16 protein-coding genes are annotated in these 17,680 nt (G+C 60.4%); 14 read left to right on the plus strand and 2 right to left on the minus strand.

The genetic code is table 11. The features are described 5' to 3' along the window. Positions 1–38 precede the first annotated feature (38 nt). The gene (locus tag ABD937_RS03405; protein WP_345253407.1) at positions 39–1,049 is read left to right on the plus strand and encodes a polysaccharide deacetylase family protein; all 1,011 of its coding nucleotides are present in this window, start codon (positions 39–41) and stop codon (positions 1,047–1,049) included. Beyond that, positions 1,036–1,977 carry a hypothetical protein gene (locus tag ABD937_RS03410; protein WP_345253409.1) on the plus strand — a complete coding sequence of 314 codons (942 nt, stop codon included), beginning with the start codon at positions 1,036–1,038 and terminating at the stop codon, positions 1,975–1,977. The genes ABD937_RS03405 and ABD937_RS03410 overlap by 14 nt, the downstream gene beginning before the upstream one ends. Before the next feature lie 230 nt (positions 1,978–2,207). Here ABD937_RS03410 and ABD937_RS03415 read toward each other — a convergent pair whose 3' ends face one another. Both ABD937_RS03415 and ABD937_RS03420 read right to left on the minus strand, forming a co-directional pair. Further along, a complete protein-coding gene (locus ABD937_RS03415) occupies positions 2,208–2,636 on the minus strand; it encodes a hypothetical protein (RefSeq protein WP_345253411.1) in 429 nt (142 codons plus the stop codon). A 195-nt stretch (positions 2,637–2,831) separates the two neighbouring features. Then, a complete protein-coding gene (locus tag ABD937_RS03420) occupies positions 2,832–4,097 on the minus strand; it encodes an acyltransferase family protein (RefSeq protein WP_345253413.1) in 1,266 nt (421 codons plus the stop codon). Positions 4,098–4,383: 286 nt separating this feature from the next. Between ABD937_RS03420 and ABD937_RS03425 the strand changes: the two genes are divergently transcribed. From ABD937_RS03425 to ABD937_RS03480, 12 genes are read left to right on the plus strand one after another with little or no spacing between them, the layout of a single operon-like run. Next, positions 4,384–4,893: a UpxY family transcription antiterminator gene (locus tag ABD937_RS03425; protein WP_345253415.1), complete on the plus strand. Its 510-nt coding sequence runs from the start codon at positions 4,384–4,386 to the stop codon at positions 4,891–4,893. A 3-nt stretch (positions 4,894–4,896) separates the two neighbouring features. Beyond that, positions 4,897–5,661 carry a polysaccharide biosynthesis/export family protein gene (locus tag ABD937_RS03430; RefSeq protein WP_345253417.1) on the plus strand — a complete coding sequence of 255 codons (765 nt, stop codon included), beginning with the start codon at positions 4,897–4,899 and terminating at the stop codon, positions 5,659–5,661. 22 nt (positions 5,662–5,683) lie between these two features. Continuing rightward, entirely contained in the window at positions 5,684–8,104 is a 2,421-nt protein-coding gene (locus ABD937_RS03435; RefSeq protein ID WP_345253418.1) for a GumC family protein, read from the plus strand. A 6-nt stretch (positions 8,105–8,110) separates the two neighbouring features. Next, positions 8,111–9,079: an SDR family oxidoreductase gene (locus ABD937_RS03440; RefSeq protein WP_345253419.1), complete on the plus strand. Its 969-nt coding sequence runs from the start codon at positions 8,111–8,113 to the stop codon at positions 9,077–9,079. Next, complete coding sequence (gene rfbB / locus ABD937_RS03445) at positions 9,076–10,128, plus strand: dTDP-glucose 4,6-dehydratase (protein WP_345253421.1); 1,053 nt, start codon at positions 9,076–9,078, stop codon at positions 10,126–10,128. The genes ABD937_RS03440 and rfbB overlap by 4 nt, the downstream gene beginning before the upstream one ends. Before the next feature lie 32 nt (positions 10,129–10,160). Continuing rightward, a complete protein-coding gene (locus ABD937_RS03450; protein WP_345253423.1) occupies positions 10,161–11,486 on the plus strand; it encodes a lipopolysaccharide biosynthesis protein in 1,326 nt (441 codons plus the stop codon). Between the two features lie 39 nt (positions 11,487–11,525). Continuing rightward, positions 11,526–12,950 carry an MBOAT family O-acyltransferase gene (locus tag ABD937_RS03455; RefSeq protein WP_345253424.1) on the plus strand — a complete coding sequence of 475 codons (1,425 nt, stop codon included), beginning with the start codon at positions 11,526–11,528 and terminating at the stop codon, positions 12,948–12,950. Between the two features lie 4 nt (positions 12,951–12,954). Then, positions 12,955–13,908, plus strand: coding sequence for a hypothetical protein (locus ABD937_RS03460; protein WP_345253425.1), 954 nt, complete (start codon positions 12,955–12,957; stop codon positions 13,906–13,908). Positions 13,909–13,946: 38 nt separating this feature from the next. Then, positions 13,947–15,065: a non-hydrolyzing UDP-N-acetylglucosamine 2-epimerase gene (wecB, locus tag ABD937_RS03465; RefSeq protein WP_345253426.1), complete on the plus strand. Its 1,119-nt coding sequence runs from the start codon at positions 13,947–13,949 to the stop codon at positions 15,063–15,065. Between the two features lie 6 nt (positions 15,066–15,071). Further along, entirely contained in the window at positions 15,072–15,941 is an 870-nt protein-coding gene (gene rfbA / locus ABD937_RS03470) for a glucose-1-phosphate thymidylyltransferase RfbA (RefSeq protein ID WP_345253427.1), read from the plus strand. Next, a complete protein-coding gene (locus ABD937_RS03475; protein WP_345253429.1) occupies positions 15,938–16,522 on the plus strand; it encodes an acyltransferase in 585 nt (194 codons plus the stop codon). Before rfbA ends, ABD937_RS03475 begins: the two co-directional genes overlap by 4 nt. Next, positions 16,522–17,562 (plus strand): Gfo/Idh/MocA family protein, encoded by a 1,041-nt coding sequence (locus ABD937_RS03480; protein WP_345253431.1) that lies wholly within the window; start codon positions 16,522–16,524, stop codon positions 17,560–17,562. Before ABD937_RS03475 ends, ABD937_RS03480 begins: the two co-directional genes overlap by 1 nt. Positions 17,563–17,680: the final 118 nt, after the last annotated feature.

The following is a 17,680-nucleotide window of genomic DNA, read 5'->3' on the forward strand; positions in this document are numbered from 1 at the left end:
GCAAATCTCTTATATTCGCCGCTCAACCCTGAAGTAGTATGAAGCCTGGACAGTTGGTGATTTCGCTGGATTTCGAGTTGAACTGGGGCGTGCACGACACCCTCTCCCTCGACACGTACGGGCCTAATATTCGGGGGGTGCAAACCGTCATTCCGCGCCTGCTCGACCTGTTCGGGCGCTACCACGTAAAGGCCACCTGGGGTATCGTCGGGTTCCTGTTCCACCAGGACAAGGAGGAGCTCCTGGCCCACGTCCCCGATCGCCTGCCGGCCTACAGCAACCCGAAGCTGTCGCCCTACGGCGCTTACCTCGACCGCGTAGGCAAAGGCTTCCCCGAAGATCCGCACCACTTCAGCCCGCACCTGGTCCAGCTCATCCTGGAGCAGCCGCAGCACGAGGTGGGCACCCATACCTATTGCCACTACTATTGCCTGGAGCCGGGCCAGAGTGCCGCCGAGTTCGAAGCCGACCTCGAGATGGCGATCCGCGTCGGGGCCGAGCGCGGGGTCACCATCACGAGCCTGATCTTCCCCCGCAACCAATATAATAAAGAGTACCTGCGGATTTGCGCAAAGCACGGGATCCTGTGCATCCGCGGCAACGAGCGCCACTGGCTCTATGCCGCCGACAACGCCGCCGGGCAAACACCGGCGCGCCGCGGCCTGCGCCTCCTCGATTCCTACGTCCCGTTGAGCGGCAACCATGCCTTTGACCTGGATCGACTGCCGGCCACCCTGCCGATCGACATCCCCGCCTCGGCGTTTCTGCGCCCCTATATGCCGCGGCTGGCCTTCCTGGATGGCCTGCGCCTGCGGCGGATCAAGAAGAGCATGACGCACGCCGCGAAGAACGGCCTGGTGTATCACCTCTGGTGGCACCCGCACAACTTCGGCATTCACCAGGACGAAAACTTCGCCTTCCTGGAGCTCATCCTGAAGCATTACCAGCAACTGAACCGTCAATATGGATTCGGCAGCAGTACCATGAGCGAGCTCGCCCGCCAGGTACTGGCGGCCAATAACCCCGCACCTTCCCATGTCTCATCCTAATCCCGAGCCCGTTTTCGCGTCCGCAAGCCTGGAGGAGGCCGACCGGCTGCATGCCCTCGCCCGTGCCAACGGCGGCAACGAGAACATGACGGCCGATTTCATCCGCCACTGGTATTTCGCCAATCCTTCGGGATCCTTCTCCTTCCAGGTGGTGCACCTCAACGGCGCCCCCGAAGGATATGCGACCACCAACAACTTCCGCTACCGCGTCAACGGGCAGGAGCGGCTCGTGGCGATGCCCCAGAACGTGCTCACCTCCGGCGCCCTGCGCGGCAAAGGCATGTTTGGCAAGCTTTATTTCCGGACCGAGCAAGACAATGCCGGGCACGGTGTCGATACCTTCCTGACCTTTACCAACGAGATGAGCACGCCGATCTTCCTCCAGAAGTTCGGTTACCGGCGCGGACGCTGCCCCGACGTGCTGCTCTATCCCTTCGGTGCCGGTGTCCTCTTCTCGGGCTACCGCTTTCGCCGGCTTCCCGGTATCGACGCCGTCGCGTTTCCGCCGCAGCTGTACCAGCTCGACAACGCCGCCATCAAATCGCCGGAGCATTACCGCTGGCGCTACGCCAACTACCCGACGGGCGTCATCCACGTGGTGGAAGTAACGAAGGGCGGCCAGGTGACCGGTTACCTGCTGCTGAAGCGCGAGCAGAAGAAAGGCATTCCCTTCCTGCTGCTCATGGACGTGATCGCTGCCGACGAGGCGCGCTTCGTGACCACCCTGAAAGCGGCTCCCGCCTACGGTGCGCGGGCGCTGGCAGCCTTCGTGCTTCTTTATGATCCGGGTCTGCCCGTGCCCGGCGGGTTGCATAAGCGCATCCGCAACCGCTTCAACTTCCTGGTAAAGGGTAAGGGCGAAGCCGAGACGGAACGCCTCGCCACTACCGAGTTCCGGTTCTTTTTCGGGGATATGGACATCGTGTGACGGCTACCGCCGCTCCGGCCCCCTGTCCCCGGCCCCCTGTCCCCCGAAGGGGGAACGTAGGTTCATCAAACCTTACCAGCTGAAATCTCTTCAAAGCGGAAAATGCAAAAGGCCCGGATCGCTACGCGATCCGGGCCTTTTTTAGCTGGTTACTTTAAAAAAATAAATCTAGTCGTAATGTATCATCGACCTAAGTTCCCCCTTCGGGGGACAGGGGGCCGGGCCGGGGGCTAGTCTACGATTTCGATGTTGAACCGGTTGCGGATGATGTAAGTGGTCACCATAGTGCGCATGAGCTCCATGGGGATCTGGAGGTAGAGGGCACACATGCCGATGCGCTCCGAGGTTTCTTCCGATACCTGGCCGGTGTCGGTCATGAGCTCGCAGATCATGGCGAAGAGGGTTTCGCGGAACTCGGCCGACACCTGCGGGGCGGCGGCTTCGATGAGGGCCTTGGCGCCATGCTGGCTGAAGAGGGAAAGGGCATGCTGGGAGAGCTCGCTCAGGTTGTGGCCCCGGAAGCGGGAGCACAGCACGAGCATCCGCGAAAGGTGCTCGATACGCGATTCGCCGGGCGGCTGCTGCCCCTCCTGGAAGAGGCAGGAGAACAAAATGGCCACGGAGGCTTCCTGCTCGGAACGGATGGTAAGGTCGGTCATGGCGTAAAAGTAAGGTTTAGGAGGTTTAGGGGTGGTGATAGGTTTTGATAGGTTTAGAAAGGTTCAAGAAGGTTCAGGAAGGTTCAAGCAGGTTCAGGAGGGTTGAGTTCAGGGTCGTCGCTTGCGCAAACCTTTCTAAACCTTTCTAAACCTCCCTGAACCTTTCTAAACCCTTCTAAACCCTTCCAAACCCTCCTAAACCTTGACGTAGATCTTCCGCTTGTCCATAAAGTAAACGATGCTCCAATAAAACAGGATCATCAGTATGGCGTAGAGCAGCGAGCCGTTCTCGGGGGCGCCGGGCACCTGGGCACATATATATTTATAGAACCAGCCAAAGGGGGCAATGTACTTCGGCGTACCGTCGTCGGCCGTGCCGTCGGGGATGCGGATGAGGGCCTGGAGGCGGGGCAGGAGCGAGCTCAGCGCGAAGATGAACAGCGGGTTTTTGCCGAACACCTCGAAGAAGCGGCACCACCAGCCCCGCTTGCCCCGCAGCTCGATGGCCCAGAGCATCGTCGCCAGCACCGCGATGGCCAGCCCCGTGGTGGTGACCACATAGGAGCTCGTCCAGATCTTCTTGTTGACGGGAAAGCTCATGTGCCAGCAATAGCCGGTGAAGAGCAGGGCCACTGCAGCCACGAACAAGCCCGTGAGGGTGGCGTAGAGCGGGTGCTGGCCCGGCTCCTCGCGCAGGGCCGGTGTGTCGGCGCCCGTATGCTGCGGCAGCACGGCCGTACTGCGCTTCAGGATATAGTCGCCCACCAGGTATCCGAAGATCACCTGGGCCACGGAGGGGAGCGTGTGGATGAGCCCTTCGGGATCGAAGGCAAAGGGCTTGCCGTTCAGCTTTTCACCATGATAAAGGTGCGGCTCGCCCAGTACGGCAAGGTCGATGCGGGTGCCGAACCAGCCGGTGAGGCTGTAGGGGTCGGCGGGATTGCCGAGCACGCAGAGCGCCCAGTAGCCGAGCAGCAGGAGAAGCGCCGCGTAAAAGGCGCCACGCGGCTTCGCATAATAGATGATAATGGCGGCGAGCCCGTAGGAAAGCGCAATGCGCTGCAGCACGCCCATGATGCGGATGCCCGACAGGGCCCCGGTTTTCGGGTCGGCCCAGGTCCAGGTCTTGGCCACGAGGCTGTCGCCGGCCCAGCGCACGAAGGGCGCCCAGCTCAGGAACAGCCCGATGAGGAAGATGAGCACGGTGCGCTTCAGTACTTTACGCCAGAAGGCGCCGTCGCCGCCGGCGGCGAAGCGGGGCATCACAAAGGCCAGGGCATTGCCTACGGCAAAGAGGAAAAACGGAAAGACAAGGTCGGTGGGCGTAATGCCATGCCAGGGCGCATGCTCCAGCGGGTCGTAGATATGGCCCCAGGAGCCGGGATTGTTCACCAGGATCATGAGGGCGACGGTGGCGCCCCGGAATACGTCGAGGGCATAAAAGCGTTGAGCGGGCTTCATGGGCTAAAGGTCTATTAAAAAAGCATTAAGAGTGTTCCTGACCCGGCAGTAAAAAATAGGGAAATATGCTTATCAGATATGTGTACCGTCCTCATAATCAGGTAGGTACCAAAATCGCGGCAAAAAGCGCAAATTTCAGTTTAACTGATTCATAATCTGTATTTTTTATCGGCTTGTCAGTCCCACCAATCCGACTATATTTGCACCTCAAAATCGCTCCGTGACCTCCGCTTTTCTGAAATGCGGATGGGACTGAGGTGGCGAAGCTATATCTAAATGTGAACAGGTGAGCGCGAAGTGGTTGGCCATATATACACGTCCCCGGTGGGAAAAGAAGGTGCACCAGCTGCTTCTGCAGAAGGGCGTGGAAAGCTACTGCCCGCTCAACAAGGTACACCGCAAGTGGAGCGACCGGATCAAGCTCATCGAGGAGCCCCTGTTCAAGTCGTACGTATTTGTACGGATCGAGGAAGACCGCCGCACCGAGGTCCGCATGACCGAAGGGGTGATCAACTTCGTGTATGGCGACGGCAAGCCGGCCGTGATCAAGGACAAGGAGATCCAGGCCATCCAGCGTTTCCTCTCGGAATACGAGGACGTGGAAGTGGTGAAGGTGAACTGGAAGCCCAACGAGCGCGTGATGATCACCGGCGGGGCCCTGATAAATACGGAAGGACGGGTGGTGCAGGTCGGCAGTAAAACCGTCAAAGTGATGATCGAAAGCCTTGATTATCTGCTTTTAGCGAAAATCGATAAATCCAAGCTAATTCCTCTCGGAGAAGATAAAACAAAATAGTATATGCGTTTTTTTTGCTATATATTTGTGCTGCTTATTCTTGCCTCGTGCGGTCCGCGTCGTGTGGTTTACAACTACTTGAGTGACATCAAGGACACTTCGTTCCGCAAGGGCGTATTCATTGCAGAGCCGGTGATCCAGAAGAACGATCTTCTGTCCATCAAGATCACCTCCGCGAGCCTCGACCCCGCCACCGACGTGCCGTATAACCTTACGGCCACGAGCCAGGCCAGCGGCCTCGCGCAGGAGCCGGGTTACCTGGTGGACGTACGCGGGAACATCGAGATCCCGCGTATTGGACTGATCAAGGCGGAAGGCCTGACGAAGGACGAGCTGTCGAAAACGGTCCGCGCCAAGCTGAAGGACGTGCTGACGCAGCCGAGCGTCGTCATCCGCTTTCTCAACTTCCGGGTAACGGTACTCGGGGAAGTGCGCAACGCAGGCGTGCTCTCGGTGCCGACGGAACGCCTCTCGATCCTGGAAGCGGTGGGCATGGCCGGCGGCATCACGGAGTTCGGCACCATCAAGAACGTGCGGGTGCTCCGCGAGATCGACGGGCAGCGCGAAACGGGTGTGCTCGATCTGACCGCCGGGAACATCTTTGAGTCGAAGTATTACCAGCTCCGCCAGAACGACGTGATCCTGGTAGACCAGACGGATTATAAGCTCCAGCTCGGCGAGCAACAACGCCGGATCCAGCAGCTAACCCTTGGCCTGACTATCCTTACTAGTTTAGGTCTGCTCTATAGTATCATCGTAAGGCGATAACCTTTAACTCAAGTAAGTATCAATGAGCTCTCAAAACCAGGCCACACGCAGCGACCAGACGGGATTCAGCCCCAAAGAATTCCTGTTCAAGTACCTCCGCTTCCTGCCTTTGTTCATCCTGTCGGTGGTCCTTTCACTGATCGTCGCGTTCTTCTACCTGCGCTACACTTCCCCGGTATTCCAGTCGAAGGGTGCGCTCATCCTCACCGAGGACAAAGGCGCGAAGTCGGGCGACAAGTTCGAGCAGCTCTTCAGCGACGACCGTTCCAAGAACATCAACAATGAGCTCGAGTTCCTGAAGTCGCGCGCCCTCCTCGAGCGCGTGGTGGCGGAGCTCGGCATCAATACCCGCTATTACGCCAAGGGCAAGATCAAGGAGCTCAACATCTATAAGGATGCGCCCTTCCGTCTTGAGATCCTCGCCCAGAAAGACAGCACCGCTCCCTTCGAGTTCGCCGTTCATTTCAAGGACGCCAACAGCTTCCAGATCAACGGCAAGGGCCGCGTGTACAAGACCGGGCAGGAGATCTCGCACCCCGCAGGCCTCTTCCGCATCAACGCTACCGGCCCCCTCAGCAGCAAAGACGTGTACAGCGTTAAGTGGAACTCCCCCGCCCAGATGGCCACTGCCCTCCGGAAAGGGCTCCAGGCCTATAACAAGGCGGGCTCCTCCGGTATCATCATCATCAACCTCGAGTCGGAGAATCCCTGGATGTCGGCCGACATCGTCAACAAGCTGATGAAGGAATACCAGGAAGGCACCATCGAGCAGAAGAACAGCAAGAACCGCCAGACGATGGACTTCCTGAACACCCGCCTCGCGCTGGTGAACCGGGAGCTCGACTCCATTGAGCGCAATGTGCTTGCCTACAGAAAGTCCAACGACCTGAGCGACATCCAGTCGATGACCTCTTCCTACTTCTCCCGTGCCGACGCCGCCGACGAGAAGATCACCGAGCTCCGCGCGCAGCTCAACGTGGTGAAGCTGATCCAGGACTACCTCCGCGACAACAAGCTTACCTATGAGATCGTGCCCTCTTCGCTCGGCCTCAACGATGTGACGCTGAACCAGCAGGTGTCGCTGTATAACAACTACCAGATGGAGCGTAAAACGCTCATCACCGAAGGCAACGTGCCGGTGGGCAACCCCCGCGTAAAGCTCAAGGAAGACCAGATCGAGAAAATGCGCGGCAACATCTTGGAGAACCTTTCCAATGTGCGCCGCTCCTACGAAGGACAGCTCGCCGATGTCGACCGCAGGAACACCGCGCTGCAGGCCTCCATCCGCGGCTTACCTGAAAAGCAGCAGGTGCTGCTCGGCCTCGAGCGTGAGAAGCAAAGCAAGCAGGCCGTGTTCGCCTTCCTGAGCGAGAAGAAGGAAGAGACCGCGATCTCCCTCGCCGCTACCATCTCCAACATCGGGGTGCTGGAAAAGGCCGAGGTGAACCGGGTGCCGGTGAGCCCCTCGTCGATCAAGATCCGCGGTATCGCCCTGCTGATCGGCATCATCATCCCGCTGCTCTTTGTGCTTGTGCTCGAGATCATGGACGACAAGATCTCTTCCCGCGTCGACATCGAGCGCCATACCTCTGCCTCCATCCTGGGCGAGGTGAGCCACGCCGCCAACGAAGAGACCCTAGTGGTAAAGCCGCGCAGCCGCTCCTTCATCGCCGAGCAGTTCCGCATCATCCGCTCCAACCTGCAGTATATGCTTACCGAGACTGGCCGCACGCCCGTGCTGCTCGTCACCTCCTCGTTCTCGGGTGAGGGTAAGTCGTTCATCTCCACCAACATGGGCGCCGTAATGGCCCTTGCCGGCAAGCGCACCGTGATCCTCGAGCTTGACCTCCGCAAACCCAAGATCCTGCAGGGCCTCAACATGACGAAGAAGCCCGGTTTTACCAACTACCTCCTGGGCAAGGCTTCGCTCGACGACCTCATTGTACCTGTTGAAGGTATCGACAACCTCTTTGTGCTGCCTTGCGGACCCATCCCGCCGAACCCGGCCGAGCTGCTGCTCGACAAGCGCATCGATGAGGTCTTCCACTACCTCCGCACCAACTTCGACTTCGTGGTACTCGACACCGCCCCGGTAGGCATGGTGGGCGATGCCATGACGCTCGCCAACTACGCCGACTCCTGCCTCTACATCGTGCGCCAGGGCGTTACCCACAAGAAGCAGCTCGAGATGGTGAATGATTTTTACAAGGCCAACCAGCTGCCGCGCATGTCGCTCATCCTCAACGACGTGAAGCTCCGTGCGGGCTACGGCTACTATGGCTACGGCCGCTACGGCTACGGCTACGGCAACGGCTCTTACGGCTACGGATACGGATATGGCTACTATGACGATGATGTGGAAGGAACTTCTTTCCTTCGCCGCTGGTTTGGCTGGGCCATGCCGAGCAAGAAGAAAAAGGCCAAGAAAGAAAAGGCTGGATAATATTTTATGCACATACTTGTTACAGGTGGAGCCGGTTTTATCGGCTCCAACCTCGTTGAGGAGCTCCTCCGTGACCCGCGGGTAACCGGGGTGCGGGTGCTCGACAACCTGGCCACGGGCTTTGCCCACAACCTGAAGGACTTCGAAGCCGACCCGCGTTTCGAGTTCCTGCAGGGAGACATCCGCGACTACGAGACCTGTCTCGCCGCCTGCAAAGGCATCGACCGGATCTCGCACCAGGCGGCCCTCGGCTCGGTACCCCGCTCCATCAACGACCCCCTTACGACCAACGCCGTCAACATCACCGGAACCCTCCACATCTTCACGGCCGCCCGGGAATGCGGGGTGCAGCGGGTGGTGTATGCCGCTTCCTCCTCCACCTACGGCGACCACCCCGGCCTGCCGAAAGTGGAAGACGCGATCGGCCGCCCGCTCTCGCCCTACGCGGTGACGAAGTACGTGAACGAGCTCTATGCCCGCGTGTATGCCGACGTTTACGGCATTTCCTTCGTCGGGCTCCGCTATTTCAACGTGTTCGGGCCGCGGCAGGATCCCAACGGGGCCTATGCCGCCGTGATCCCGCTCTTCATGAAGGCGGTGCTCGACAACGTGCCGCCGCACGTCAACGGCGACGGCGAAACGAGCCGCGACTTCACCTACGTCAGCAATGCCGTGCACGCCAATATCTGCGCCCTCTTCACCGAGAATACCGACGCCCTGAACCAGGTGTACAACATCGCCTGCGGCGAGCGCACCACGCTCAACGAGCTCTTCGAGACCATCAAGGGCATCGCCGGCTCCGACCTGGCGGCGATCCACGGCCCCGAGCGCGCCGGCGACGTGCGCCACAGCCTCGCTGACATCTCCCGGGCCCGCACCCTCCTGGGCTACGACCCGAAAGTAACCGTGCGCGAAGGACTCAAGGAAGCCTTTACCTGGTATCGCCAGCACCACAACTACTCTTACTCCATATGAATAAGACGCTCCTGATCACCGGCGGCGCGGGCTTTATCGGCTCGCACGTCGTCCGCCTCTTCGTGACCAAGTACCCCGGCTACCGCATCGTAAACGTGGACGCGCTCACGTATGCCGGCAACCTCGAGAACCTCGCCGACATCCAGGATGCGCCCAACTATGTATTCGAGAAGGTGAACATCGTGGACGCCGCCGCCGTGGATGCGCTCTTCGCGCAGTACCAGCCTGACGGCGTCATCCACCTCGCCGCCGAGAGCCACGTAGACCGCTCCATCGTGTCGCCGCTCGACTTTGTGTTCACCAATGTGATCGGCACCGTGAACCTGCTCAACGCCGCCCGCCTCGCCTGGAAAGGCCAGGAGGAAGGCAAGCGCTTCTACCACGTATCCACCGACGAAGTGTACGGAGCCCTGGGCGCCGAAGGCTTCTTCACCGAGGAGACGCCCTACAACCCGCACTCGCCCTATTCGGCCTCCAAGGCCTCTTCGGATCACTTCGTGCGGGCCTACCACGACACCTACGGCCTGCCCATCGTGGTCACCAACTGCTCCAACAACTACGGGCCCAATCACTTCCCCGAGAAGCTGATCCCGCTCTGCATCCACAACATCATCCACAACAAGCCGCTGCCCGTGTATGGCGACGGCAAGTATACCCGCGACTGGCTCTTCGTGAAGGATCATGCCGTAGCCATTGACCTCGTGTTCCACGAGGGTAAGAACGGGGAGACCTACAATATCGGCGGCTTCAACGAGTGGCAGAACATCGACCTCGTTAAGCTCCTGTGCCGCCAGATGGACGAGAAGCTCGGTCGCCCCGAAGGCACCTCGGAAGGGCTCATCACCTTCGTGAAGGACCGTCCGGGCCACGACCTGCGCTATGCCATCGATGCCTCGAAGATCAACCGGGAGCTGGGCTGGAAGCCGAGCGTCACCTTCGAGGAGGGTCTTTCGCTCACCATCGACTGGTACCTGCAGAACGAGGAATGGCTGCGCCACGTCACGAGCGGCGCGTACCAGCAGTACTACGCCGGCCAGTACCAGGCCTGATGCTCCCCGGTACCCACATGTAGCCACCACCCATGCTGAGCAAGCTGAAGCCTTTTTACATCTACACGTTTACGACCTTCTTCACCGCGGGCGTGTCGTTTGTGGTGTTCTCCTTCCTGACGCATTCCCTGAATGCGGCGGACTACGGCGTGATCAACTTGTACAGTGCCTTCTGCATCTTCATGACGCCGTTCATTGGCCTCGGGATGCAGGTGATGCTCGGCGTGGATTTCTTCAAGCTGTCGGAAGGAGACTTCAAGCACCAGTTCGTGAACGCCATGGCGCTGCCGTTGCTCGCGACGCTGGGCTTCACCGCGCTGTTTGCCGTTTTCCACCGGCAGGTCGAAGCGCTGCTGCACGTCAACACGGTCTTCGCCGTCACCTTCCCGCTGTGCTGCTTCATGATCCTGGTGAGCGACATCTTCCTCGTGCAGCTCCGCAACCGCGGCAACCACCTCGGCTTCGCAGCGGTATCGATCGTGAAGAACCTCGTGGAGGTGAGCACCACGGTGCTGTTCATCTATTTCATTCCCCTCGCCTGGAAAGGCCGCCTCCTCGGCAGCAATGCGGCCCTGCTGGTGAGCCTGCTGATCGCCATTTACCTCGTACGCAGGTGGCGCCTCATGGAAGGCAAGTTCGAGTCGTCGAAGCTGAAGGCCAATTTCCGGATTGGCCTGCCGCTGGTGCCGGAGCGCCTCGCCATATTCGTGTTCTCGTTCTCCGACCGCTTTTTCATCGATCACTTCAGCACGGTGAAGGACGTTGGCCAGTACAGCGCCGGCGCCCAGATATCGGTGATCGTGCGCCTGATGATCGTGACGCTGCTGACCACCTTTCAGCCCGGCATCCTGCGCGAGCTCGCGCGGGAGCAGATCAATTTCGCGGCGCTCCGAAAGATCAACCTGCAGTTCATCGCGGTTTGCCTCGCTACCATGCTGGGTATGCTGGCCCTGACGCCGCTCATCTTCCGGTTCTTCATCGGCGCTGCCTTCCAGGAAGGACAGGCCTATGCCTTCTTCCTCACGCTGGGTATGTTCTTCTCGGGGCTCCAGAGCATGTTCATGACCTACCTGCTGTTCCTGAAGAAGAACAAGCTGCTGATGGTGACCTCGCTCGTGGGCGTCGTCACCTGCTGCGCGCTCAACTATGTCAACGTTTCGTACTTCGGCCCCATCGGGGCTACCTATACCAGCGTAGCGGTGTACGCCCTCATGTCGGGGATCACCCTGTATTTCGTGAACCAGTTCTACGGGCTCCGCAAGCTGCTCGGCGGCAACCCGTTGCGCCGGCAGGCCACTCCGCCTCCCGCCGGCGAGCCGGAGCCGCCGCGCGTGAAAGAGACCGCGGGCGGCGAATGACCGCCCCTACCATCGTCCATCGTTTCTAACTGCTGAACCATGTTATTCAACTCATTCGAGTTCCTGCTCTTTTTCCCGATCGTGACGCTGATCTTCTTCCTGCTGCCGCACAAGTGGCGCTGGCTGCACCTGCTGATCGCCTCCTGTATCTTCTACATGGCGTTCATCCCGGTGTATATCCTGATCCTCATCTTCACGATCATCATCGATTACTACGCCGGCATCTTCATCGAGGAGGCCGAGGGCAAGCGGCGGAAATGGTGGCTCGGGGCAAGCCTCGTGGCCAATGTCGGTATCCTGGTGGTGTTCAAGTATTACAACTTCTTCATCAGCAACATCAACGAAAGCTTCGGCCTGCAGCAAACCACGCCGCTGCCCCTGCTCAACATCATTCTTCCGATCGGACTCTCGTTCCACACCTTCCAGGCGATGAGCTACACCATCGAAGTGTACCGGGGCAAGGAAAAGGCGGAACGCCACTTCGGCATTTACTCGCTCTACGTGCTCTTCTACCCGCAGCTCGTGGCGGGCCCCATCGAGCGACCGCAGAACCTGCTCTTCCAGTTCCATACAGAGCAAAAGTGGGACACGCAGCGCGTATACGAGGGCCTCAAGCTGATGCTGTGGGGCCTCTTCAAGAAAGTGGTGATCGCCGACCGCCTCTCGCTGTACGTAGACCAGGTGTACGGCGCGCCGCAGGACTGGCCCGGCGCCAACATCATCGTAGCCTCGGTGCTCTTCGCCATCCAGATCTATTGCGACTTCTCGGGCTATTCCGACATGGCCATCGGCTCGGCCAAGGTGATGGGCTTCAAGCTCATGACCAACTTCAACCGGCCCTACTTCGCCCGCAACATCCAGGAGTTCTGGAAGCGCTGGCACATCTCGCTCTCCACCTGGTTCCGCGACTACCTCTACATCTCGCTTGGCGGCAACCGCGTATCCAACGTGCGCCGCTACCTCAATGTGGCCATCGTATTCCTCGTGAGCGGCTTCTGGCACGGCGCCAACTGGACCTTCATCATCTGGGGCGCGGTGCACGCGGTGCTCATCACCGGCTATACCTTTTATAAGGAGTATATCAACAAGAGCCACAAGAGCACCTGGCTGGGCAACATGTGGTCGCTGGCCCTCACCTTCGGGGTAGTGGTGATCGCCTGGGTGTTCTTCCGCGCCTCCAGCGCCAGCGAGGCCTTCTATATGATCGGGCAGATGTTCCAGGCCGACTTCGGCAACTTCACGCTCAACCCGAAGGCCGACGACGCGCAGTTCGGCAACACGTCGGCGCTCATCGCCCTGTTCATGATCGGGCTGCTCTTCGTGAACGAGCGGTACCAGGACGTGCTGCAGACGCGCCTCAACAACAAGCCCTACCTCGACGTGGCCTTCAACACCATGATCCTGTTCTTCATCATCGCTTTCGGCGTGTTCCAGCGCGTCTCCTTCATCTACTTCCAGTTCTAGTGCCATGAATACCATCCTGAAAATGATCGTTCCGGTGGCCGGCGCACTCGTGCTCGCCACCCTGCTGCAGAAAGGGATCGAGAAAGGCAGCGCCCGCTATCATGTGCACAAGAAGGAGCGCATGAACGAGATCCTGCGCGGCACTACCCGCCACGACATCCTCTTCCTCGGCTCGTCGCGGATGCACAATACGGTGAACCCGCGCGTAGTGGACTCCGTGACCGGCCTGAACACTTACAACGCGGGCGCCGAGGGCGGCCGCTTCGTAGAGTTCCGCACCGTGCTCGAAGGCTACCTCGCCAAGCACCCCGCGCCGCGCCTTGTCGTACTGTCGGTAGACGGGCATTCGTTCTATACCAAGACGCGGATGTTCTTCCCGATCCAGTATTTTGATCACCTCGACAACCCCGTGGTTGCGACCGCCTTCAGGGAGCAGAAGGAGGATTTCAACTGGATGTACCTGAAGTACCTGACGCCCCTGCGCATCATCTACTACGACGACTATGCGAAAAGCCTTGCGTTCCGCGGGCTGCGCGGGTCCAACGAGCTGAAGATGGCCAAAACGTACAATTACAAGGGCTACCTGTCGAACGGAACGGCCTGCATCGATACGCTCCACGCAAAGCCGTATAAGAAGGTGACGCTCATCTTCGACGAGGAAGGCAGAAAGGCATTTCAGGATATCCAGCGCATCTGCGCCGGGCGCAACATCCCGCTGCGCCTCGTATACGTGCCCGAGTGGCGCGGTATGATGCAGCAGTCGTTCAACAATTTCCCGCAATGGCGCACCGTGCTCGACTCGCTGCGCGGCAACACCCCGCTGGATATGGACGATAACCTGCCGCTCAGCCAGGACCCCTGCAACTTCGCCAACTTCGGCCACGTCAACGACCGGGGTGCCGCGCTCTACTCGGCGCTCCTCGGCCAGCGGCTGAAGCCCCTCATCACGAACCCTTAAACAATCAACTGCCCGCCGCGCGCGGGCAACACCCACATATGAAAGTAACGCTTGTAGCCGGCGCCCGCCCCAACTTCATGAAGATCGCGCCGATCATCGAGGCCATCCGCCAGGCCGGCGCCGCCGGCCAGCCCATCGAATACCGCCTCGTGCACACCGGGCAGCACTACGACAAGAACATGAGCGAGAGCTTCTTCACGGAGCTGGGCATCCCGGAGCCCGACGCCAACCTCGAGTGCGGCGGCGGCACCCAGGCCGAGCAGGCCGCCAACATCATGGTCCGCTTCGAGCAGGAGCTCTTCGCCAACCCCACCGACCTCGTGCTGGTGGTGGGCGACGTTACCTCCACCATGTCGTGCTCCATCGCGGCCAAGAAGCTCAATATCGACGTGGCCCACGTAGAGGCCGGCATCCGCTCGGGCGACATGACGATGCCCGAGGAGGTGAACCGTATTGTTACGGACTCCATCACCGACCTGTTCTTCACCACGTCGGAAGTAGCGAACACCAACCTGCGCCGCAGCGGCGTAGGGGAGGAGCGCATCCACTTCGTAGGCAACACCATGATCGACACCCTGCTGAAGCAGCGCCCGCGCTTCGTGCAGCCCGCCTTCTGGAGCGACCTCGGCCTTCAGCCGCAGCAATACTTCGTGCTCACCCTGCACCGCCCCGCCAATGTAGACGATGCGGAAGGACTGCGTACCCTCATCGATACGATCACGCAGACGTCCCGCAACCTGCCCATCATCTTCCCCGTGCACCCGCGCACGGCCCGCAACCTGAAGCAATTCAACATCTCGGCGCCGAACCTGCACCTCGTGGAGCCCATGAGCTACCTGCAGTTCAACTACCTCGTGGAGCGCGCCCGCGCCGTCATCACCGACTCCGGCGGCATTACCGAGGAAACGACCGTGATGGGGGTGCCCTGCATCACGCTGCGCAACAGCACCGAGCGCCCCGAGACCGTGACCGTGGGCACCAACGAGCTGATCGGCACCGACCCGGCAGCCTTACCTCCCTATATGGAGCGCCTCTTCAGCAACGACTGGAAGCAGGGCGGCGTACCCGAGCTGTGGGACGGACAAACGGCCGGCCGCATCGTGGACATCCTCCTGCGCACCTACAGCAGCAAAACCCAACCCGCAACCACCAACTAAGCTTATATGAAGGGAATCATTCTGGCCGGCGGCAGCGGCACCCGCCTCTACCCGATCACCAAGGCGATCTCGAAGCAGCTCATGCCGATCTACGACAAGCCGATGGTGTATTACCCGCTTTCGATCCTCATGATGGCCGGCATCAAGGAGATCCTCATCATCACCACGCCCGAAGACAACGACCAGTTCAAGCGCCTGCTCGGCGACGGCTCCCAGGTGGGCTGCCGCTTCGAGTACGCGGTGCAGGCCGTACCCAACGGCCTGGCGCAGGCCTTCGTGATCGGCGCCGACTTCATCGGCAACGATAAGGTGGCCCTCGTGCTCGGCGACAATATCTTCTTCGGCTCCGGCCTCGGCCGCCAGCTGCAGGAGCTCAACGACGTGAACGGCGCCTACGTATTCGCCTACGCGGTGAGCGATCCCGAGCGCTACGGCGTGGTGGACTTCGACGACCAGCAGAACGTGCTCTCGATCGAAGAGAAGCCCGCGCAGCCGAAAAGCAACTACGCCGTGCCGGGCCTGTATTTCTACGACAACTCCGTGGTGCAGATCGCCCGCGACCTCGCGCCCTCGGCGCGCGGCGAGTACGAGATCACCGACGTGAACAAAGAATACCTCCGCCGCGGCGAGCTCAAGGTATCCGTGCTGAAGCGCGGCACCGCCTGGCTCGACACCGGCACCTTCGACTCGCTGCACGATGCCTCCGAGTTCGTGCGCGTCATCGAAAAGCGGCAGGGTACCAAGATCGGCTGCATCGAGGAAGTGGCCTACCGCATGGGCTTCATCTCGGCCGACGAGCTCCGCAGCCAGGGCGACGCCCTCATCAAGAGCGGCTACGGACACTACCTGCACCAGGTATTAAAAATGGCACGATGAGCGACACCCACTCCTGGTTCGCGCACCCGAGCGCGATCGTAGACGAAGGCTGCAGCATCGCGCCCGGCGTCAAGATCTGGCACTTCAGCCACATCATGCCCGGATGCGTCATCGGTGAAGGCTGCAACATCGGCCAGAACGTGGTGGTGTCGCCGAAGGTGGTGCTCGGAAAGAACGTACGCGTGCAGAACAACGTCTCGATCTACGAAGGCGTCATCTGCGAGGACGACGTGTTCCTGGGCCCCTCGATGGTGTTCACCAACGTCATCAACCCGCGCAGCGCCGTCAGCCGCAAGCACGAATACCAGCAGACGCTCGTGCGCCGCGGCGCCTCCATCGGTGCCAACGCCACCATCGTGTGCGGCAACGAAATCGGAGAGTACGCCTTTATCGGCGCCGGCGCGGTAGTAACGAAGCCCGTACCGCCCTTCGCCCTCGTGGTGGGCAACCCCGCGCGCCACATCGGCTGGATGAGCGAGCGCGGCCACCGACTGCACTTCGATGCGGAGGGCCACGCCACCTGCCCGGAGAGCGGCGCCTCCTATGAACTCAAGGACCGACAGGTCAAAAAAATAAGCTAGTGGAACCCGAACAGAAAGTGCGCTTCGCGGTAATCGGCTGCGGCCATATCGGGAAGCGTCATGCAGAGATGATCCAGCGCCACCCGGAGGCCGAGCTCACCGCCCTGGTGGATACGAGTCACGAGGTGACCAGCAAGCTTGCGCCCTTCGGCGTGCCCGTGTTCGGCAATGCGGAAGATTTTTACGCTTCCGGGATCCCGGCCGACGTCATCAACATCGCCACGCCCAACGGGCACCATGCCGCGCAGGCGCTGCAGGCCCTCGAGGCACGGAAGCACGTGGTGATCGAAAAGCCGATGGCGCTCCGCCGGGTGGACGCCGAAAAGGTGATCTACAAAGCCCTCAACGCCCACCGCCACGTATTTGCGGTGATGCAGAACCGCTACTCGCCGCCCTCGGTCTGGATCAAAGGACTGGTCGACAGCGGGCGCCTCGGCCGCATCTTCATGGTGCAGCTCAATTGCTACTGGAACCGCGACGAGCGCTATTACAAGGAGGGCTCCTGGCACGGCACGCGGGAGCTCGACGGCGGCACCCTCTTTACGCAGTTCTCGCACTTCATCGACGTCATGTACTGGCTCTTCGGCGACATCGAGCACATCCGCACCCGCCTCGCCGACCACAACCACGCGGCGCTCACCGAGTTCGAGGACTCCGGCGTCGTGACCTTCGACTTCGTGAACGGCGGCATGGGCTGCCTCAACTTCTCCACCTCCGTGTGGGACCGCAACCTCGAGAGCAGCATGACCGTCGTGGCCGAGCACGGAAGCGTGAAGATCGGCGGCCAGTACATGGAAAAGGTGGAGTACTGCCATGTGAAGGACTACACGCTGCCGGAGCTCGCCCCCACCAACCCGGGCAACGACTACGGCGCCTACAAAGGCTCGGCGCAGAACCACCACTACGTGATCGACAACGTGGTGGACGTGCTGAAGGGCCGCGCCACCATCACCACCAACGCCCTCGAGGGCCTCAAGGTGGTCGATATCATCGAGCGGGTCTATGCCGCCACCGACAGTAACAACGGCTTTAAGCAATAGCTTCCGGAAAGCGGGAAGTGCAGGGAGTGTCAACTGTAGGACCTCCAGCCTATGCCTCCCGCCCCATACCGGCTCCGCTGAGCGAAACGCCTTTATCATATCCCTTAACCCTAGACCA

It is taken from the genome of Flaviaestuariibacter amylovorans (assembly GCF_039541815.1).
In the GTDB taxonomy this organism is placed as follows: domain Bacteria; phylum Bacteroidota; class Bacteroidia; order Chitinophagales; family Chitinophagaceae; genus Flavisolibacter; species Flavisolibacter amylovorans.

Excerpts from the sequence above, each read along its gene's own strand:
- ABD937_RS03460 (WP_345253425.1), top strand. The coding sequence starts at position 12,955 with ATGAATACCATCCTGAAAATGATCGTTCCGGTGGCCGGCGCACTCGTG.
- ABD937_RS03455 (WP_345253424.1), top strand. The coding sequence starts at position 11,526 with ATGTTATTCAACTCATTCGAGTTCCTGCTCTTTTTCCCGATCGTGACG.
- ABD937_RS03440 (WP_345253419.1), top strand. The coding sequence starts at position 8,111 with ATGCACATACTTGTTACAGGTGGAGCCGGTTTTATCGGCTCCAACCTC.
- ABD937_RS03420 (WP_345253413.1), bottom strand. The coding sequence starts at position 4,097 with ATGAAGCCCGCTCAACGCTTTTATGCCCTCGACGTATTCCGGGGCGCC.
- ABD937_RS03450 (WP_345253423.1), top strand. The coding sequence starts at position 10,161 with ATGCTGAGCAAGCTGAAGCCTTTTTACATCTACACGTTTACGACCTTC.
- rfbB (WP_345253421.1), top strand. The coding sequence starts at position 9,076 with ATGAATAAGACGCTCCTGATCACCGGCGGCGCGGGCTTTATCGGCTCG.
- wecB (WP_345253426.1), top strand. The coding sequence starts at position 13,947 with ATGAAAGTAACGCTTGTAGCCGGCGCCCGCCCCAACTTCATGAAGATC.
- rfbA (WP_345253427.1), top strand. The coding sequence starts at position 15,072 with ATGAAGGGAATCATTCTGGCCGGCGGCAGCGGCACCCGCCTCTACCCG.
- ABD937_RS03410 (WP_345253409.1), top strand. The coding sequence starts at position 1,036 with ATGTCTCATCCTAATCCCGAGCCCGTTTTCGCGTCCGCAAGCCTGGAG.
- ABD937_RS03405 (WP_345253407.1), top strand. The coding sequence starts at position 39 with ATGAAGCCTGGACAGTTGGTGATTTCGCTGGATTTCGAGTTGAACTGG.
- ABD937_RS03435 (WP_345253418.1), top strand. The coding sequence starts at position 5,684 with ATGAGCTCTCAAAACCAGGCCACACGCAGCGACCAGACGGGATTCAGC.
- ABD937_RS03415 (WP_345253411.1), bottom strand. The coding sequence starts at position 2,636 with ATGACCGACCTTACCATCCGTTCCGAGCAGGAAGCCTCCGTGGCCATT.
- ABD937_RS03430 (WP_345253417.1), top strand. The coding sequence starts at position 4,897 with ATGCGTTTTTTTTGCTATATATTTGTGCTGCTTATTCTTGCCTCGTGC.
- ABD937_RS03475 (WP_345253429.1), top strand. The coding sequence starts at position 15,938 with ATGAGCGACACCCACTCCTGGTTCGCGCACCCGAGCGCGATCGTAGAC.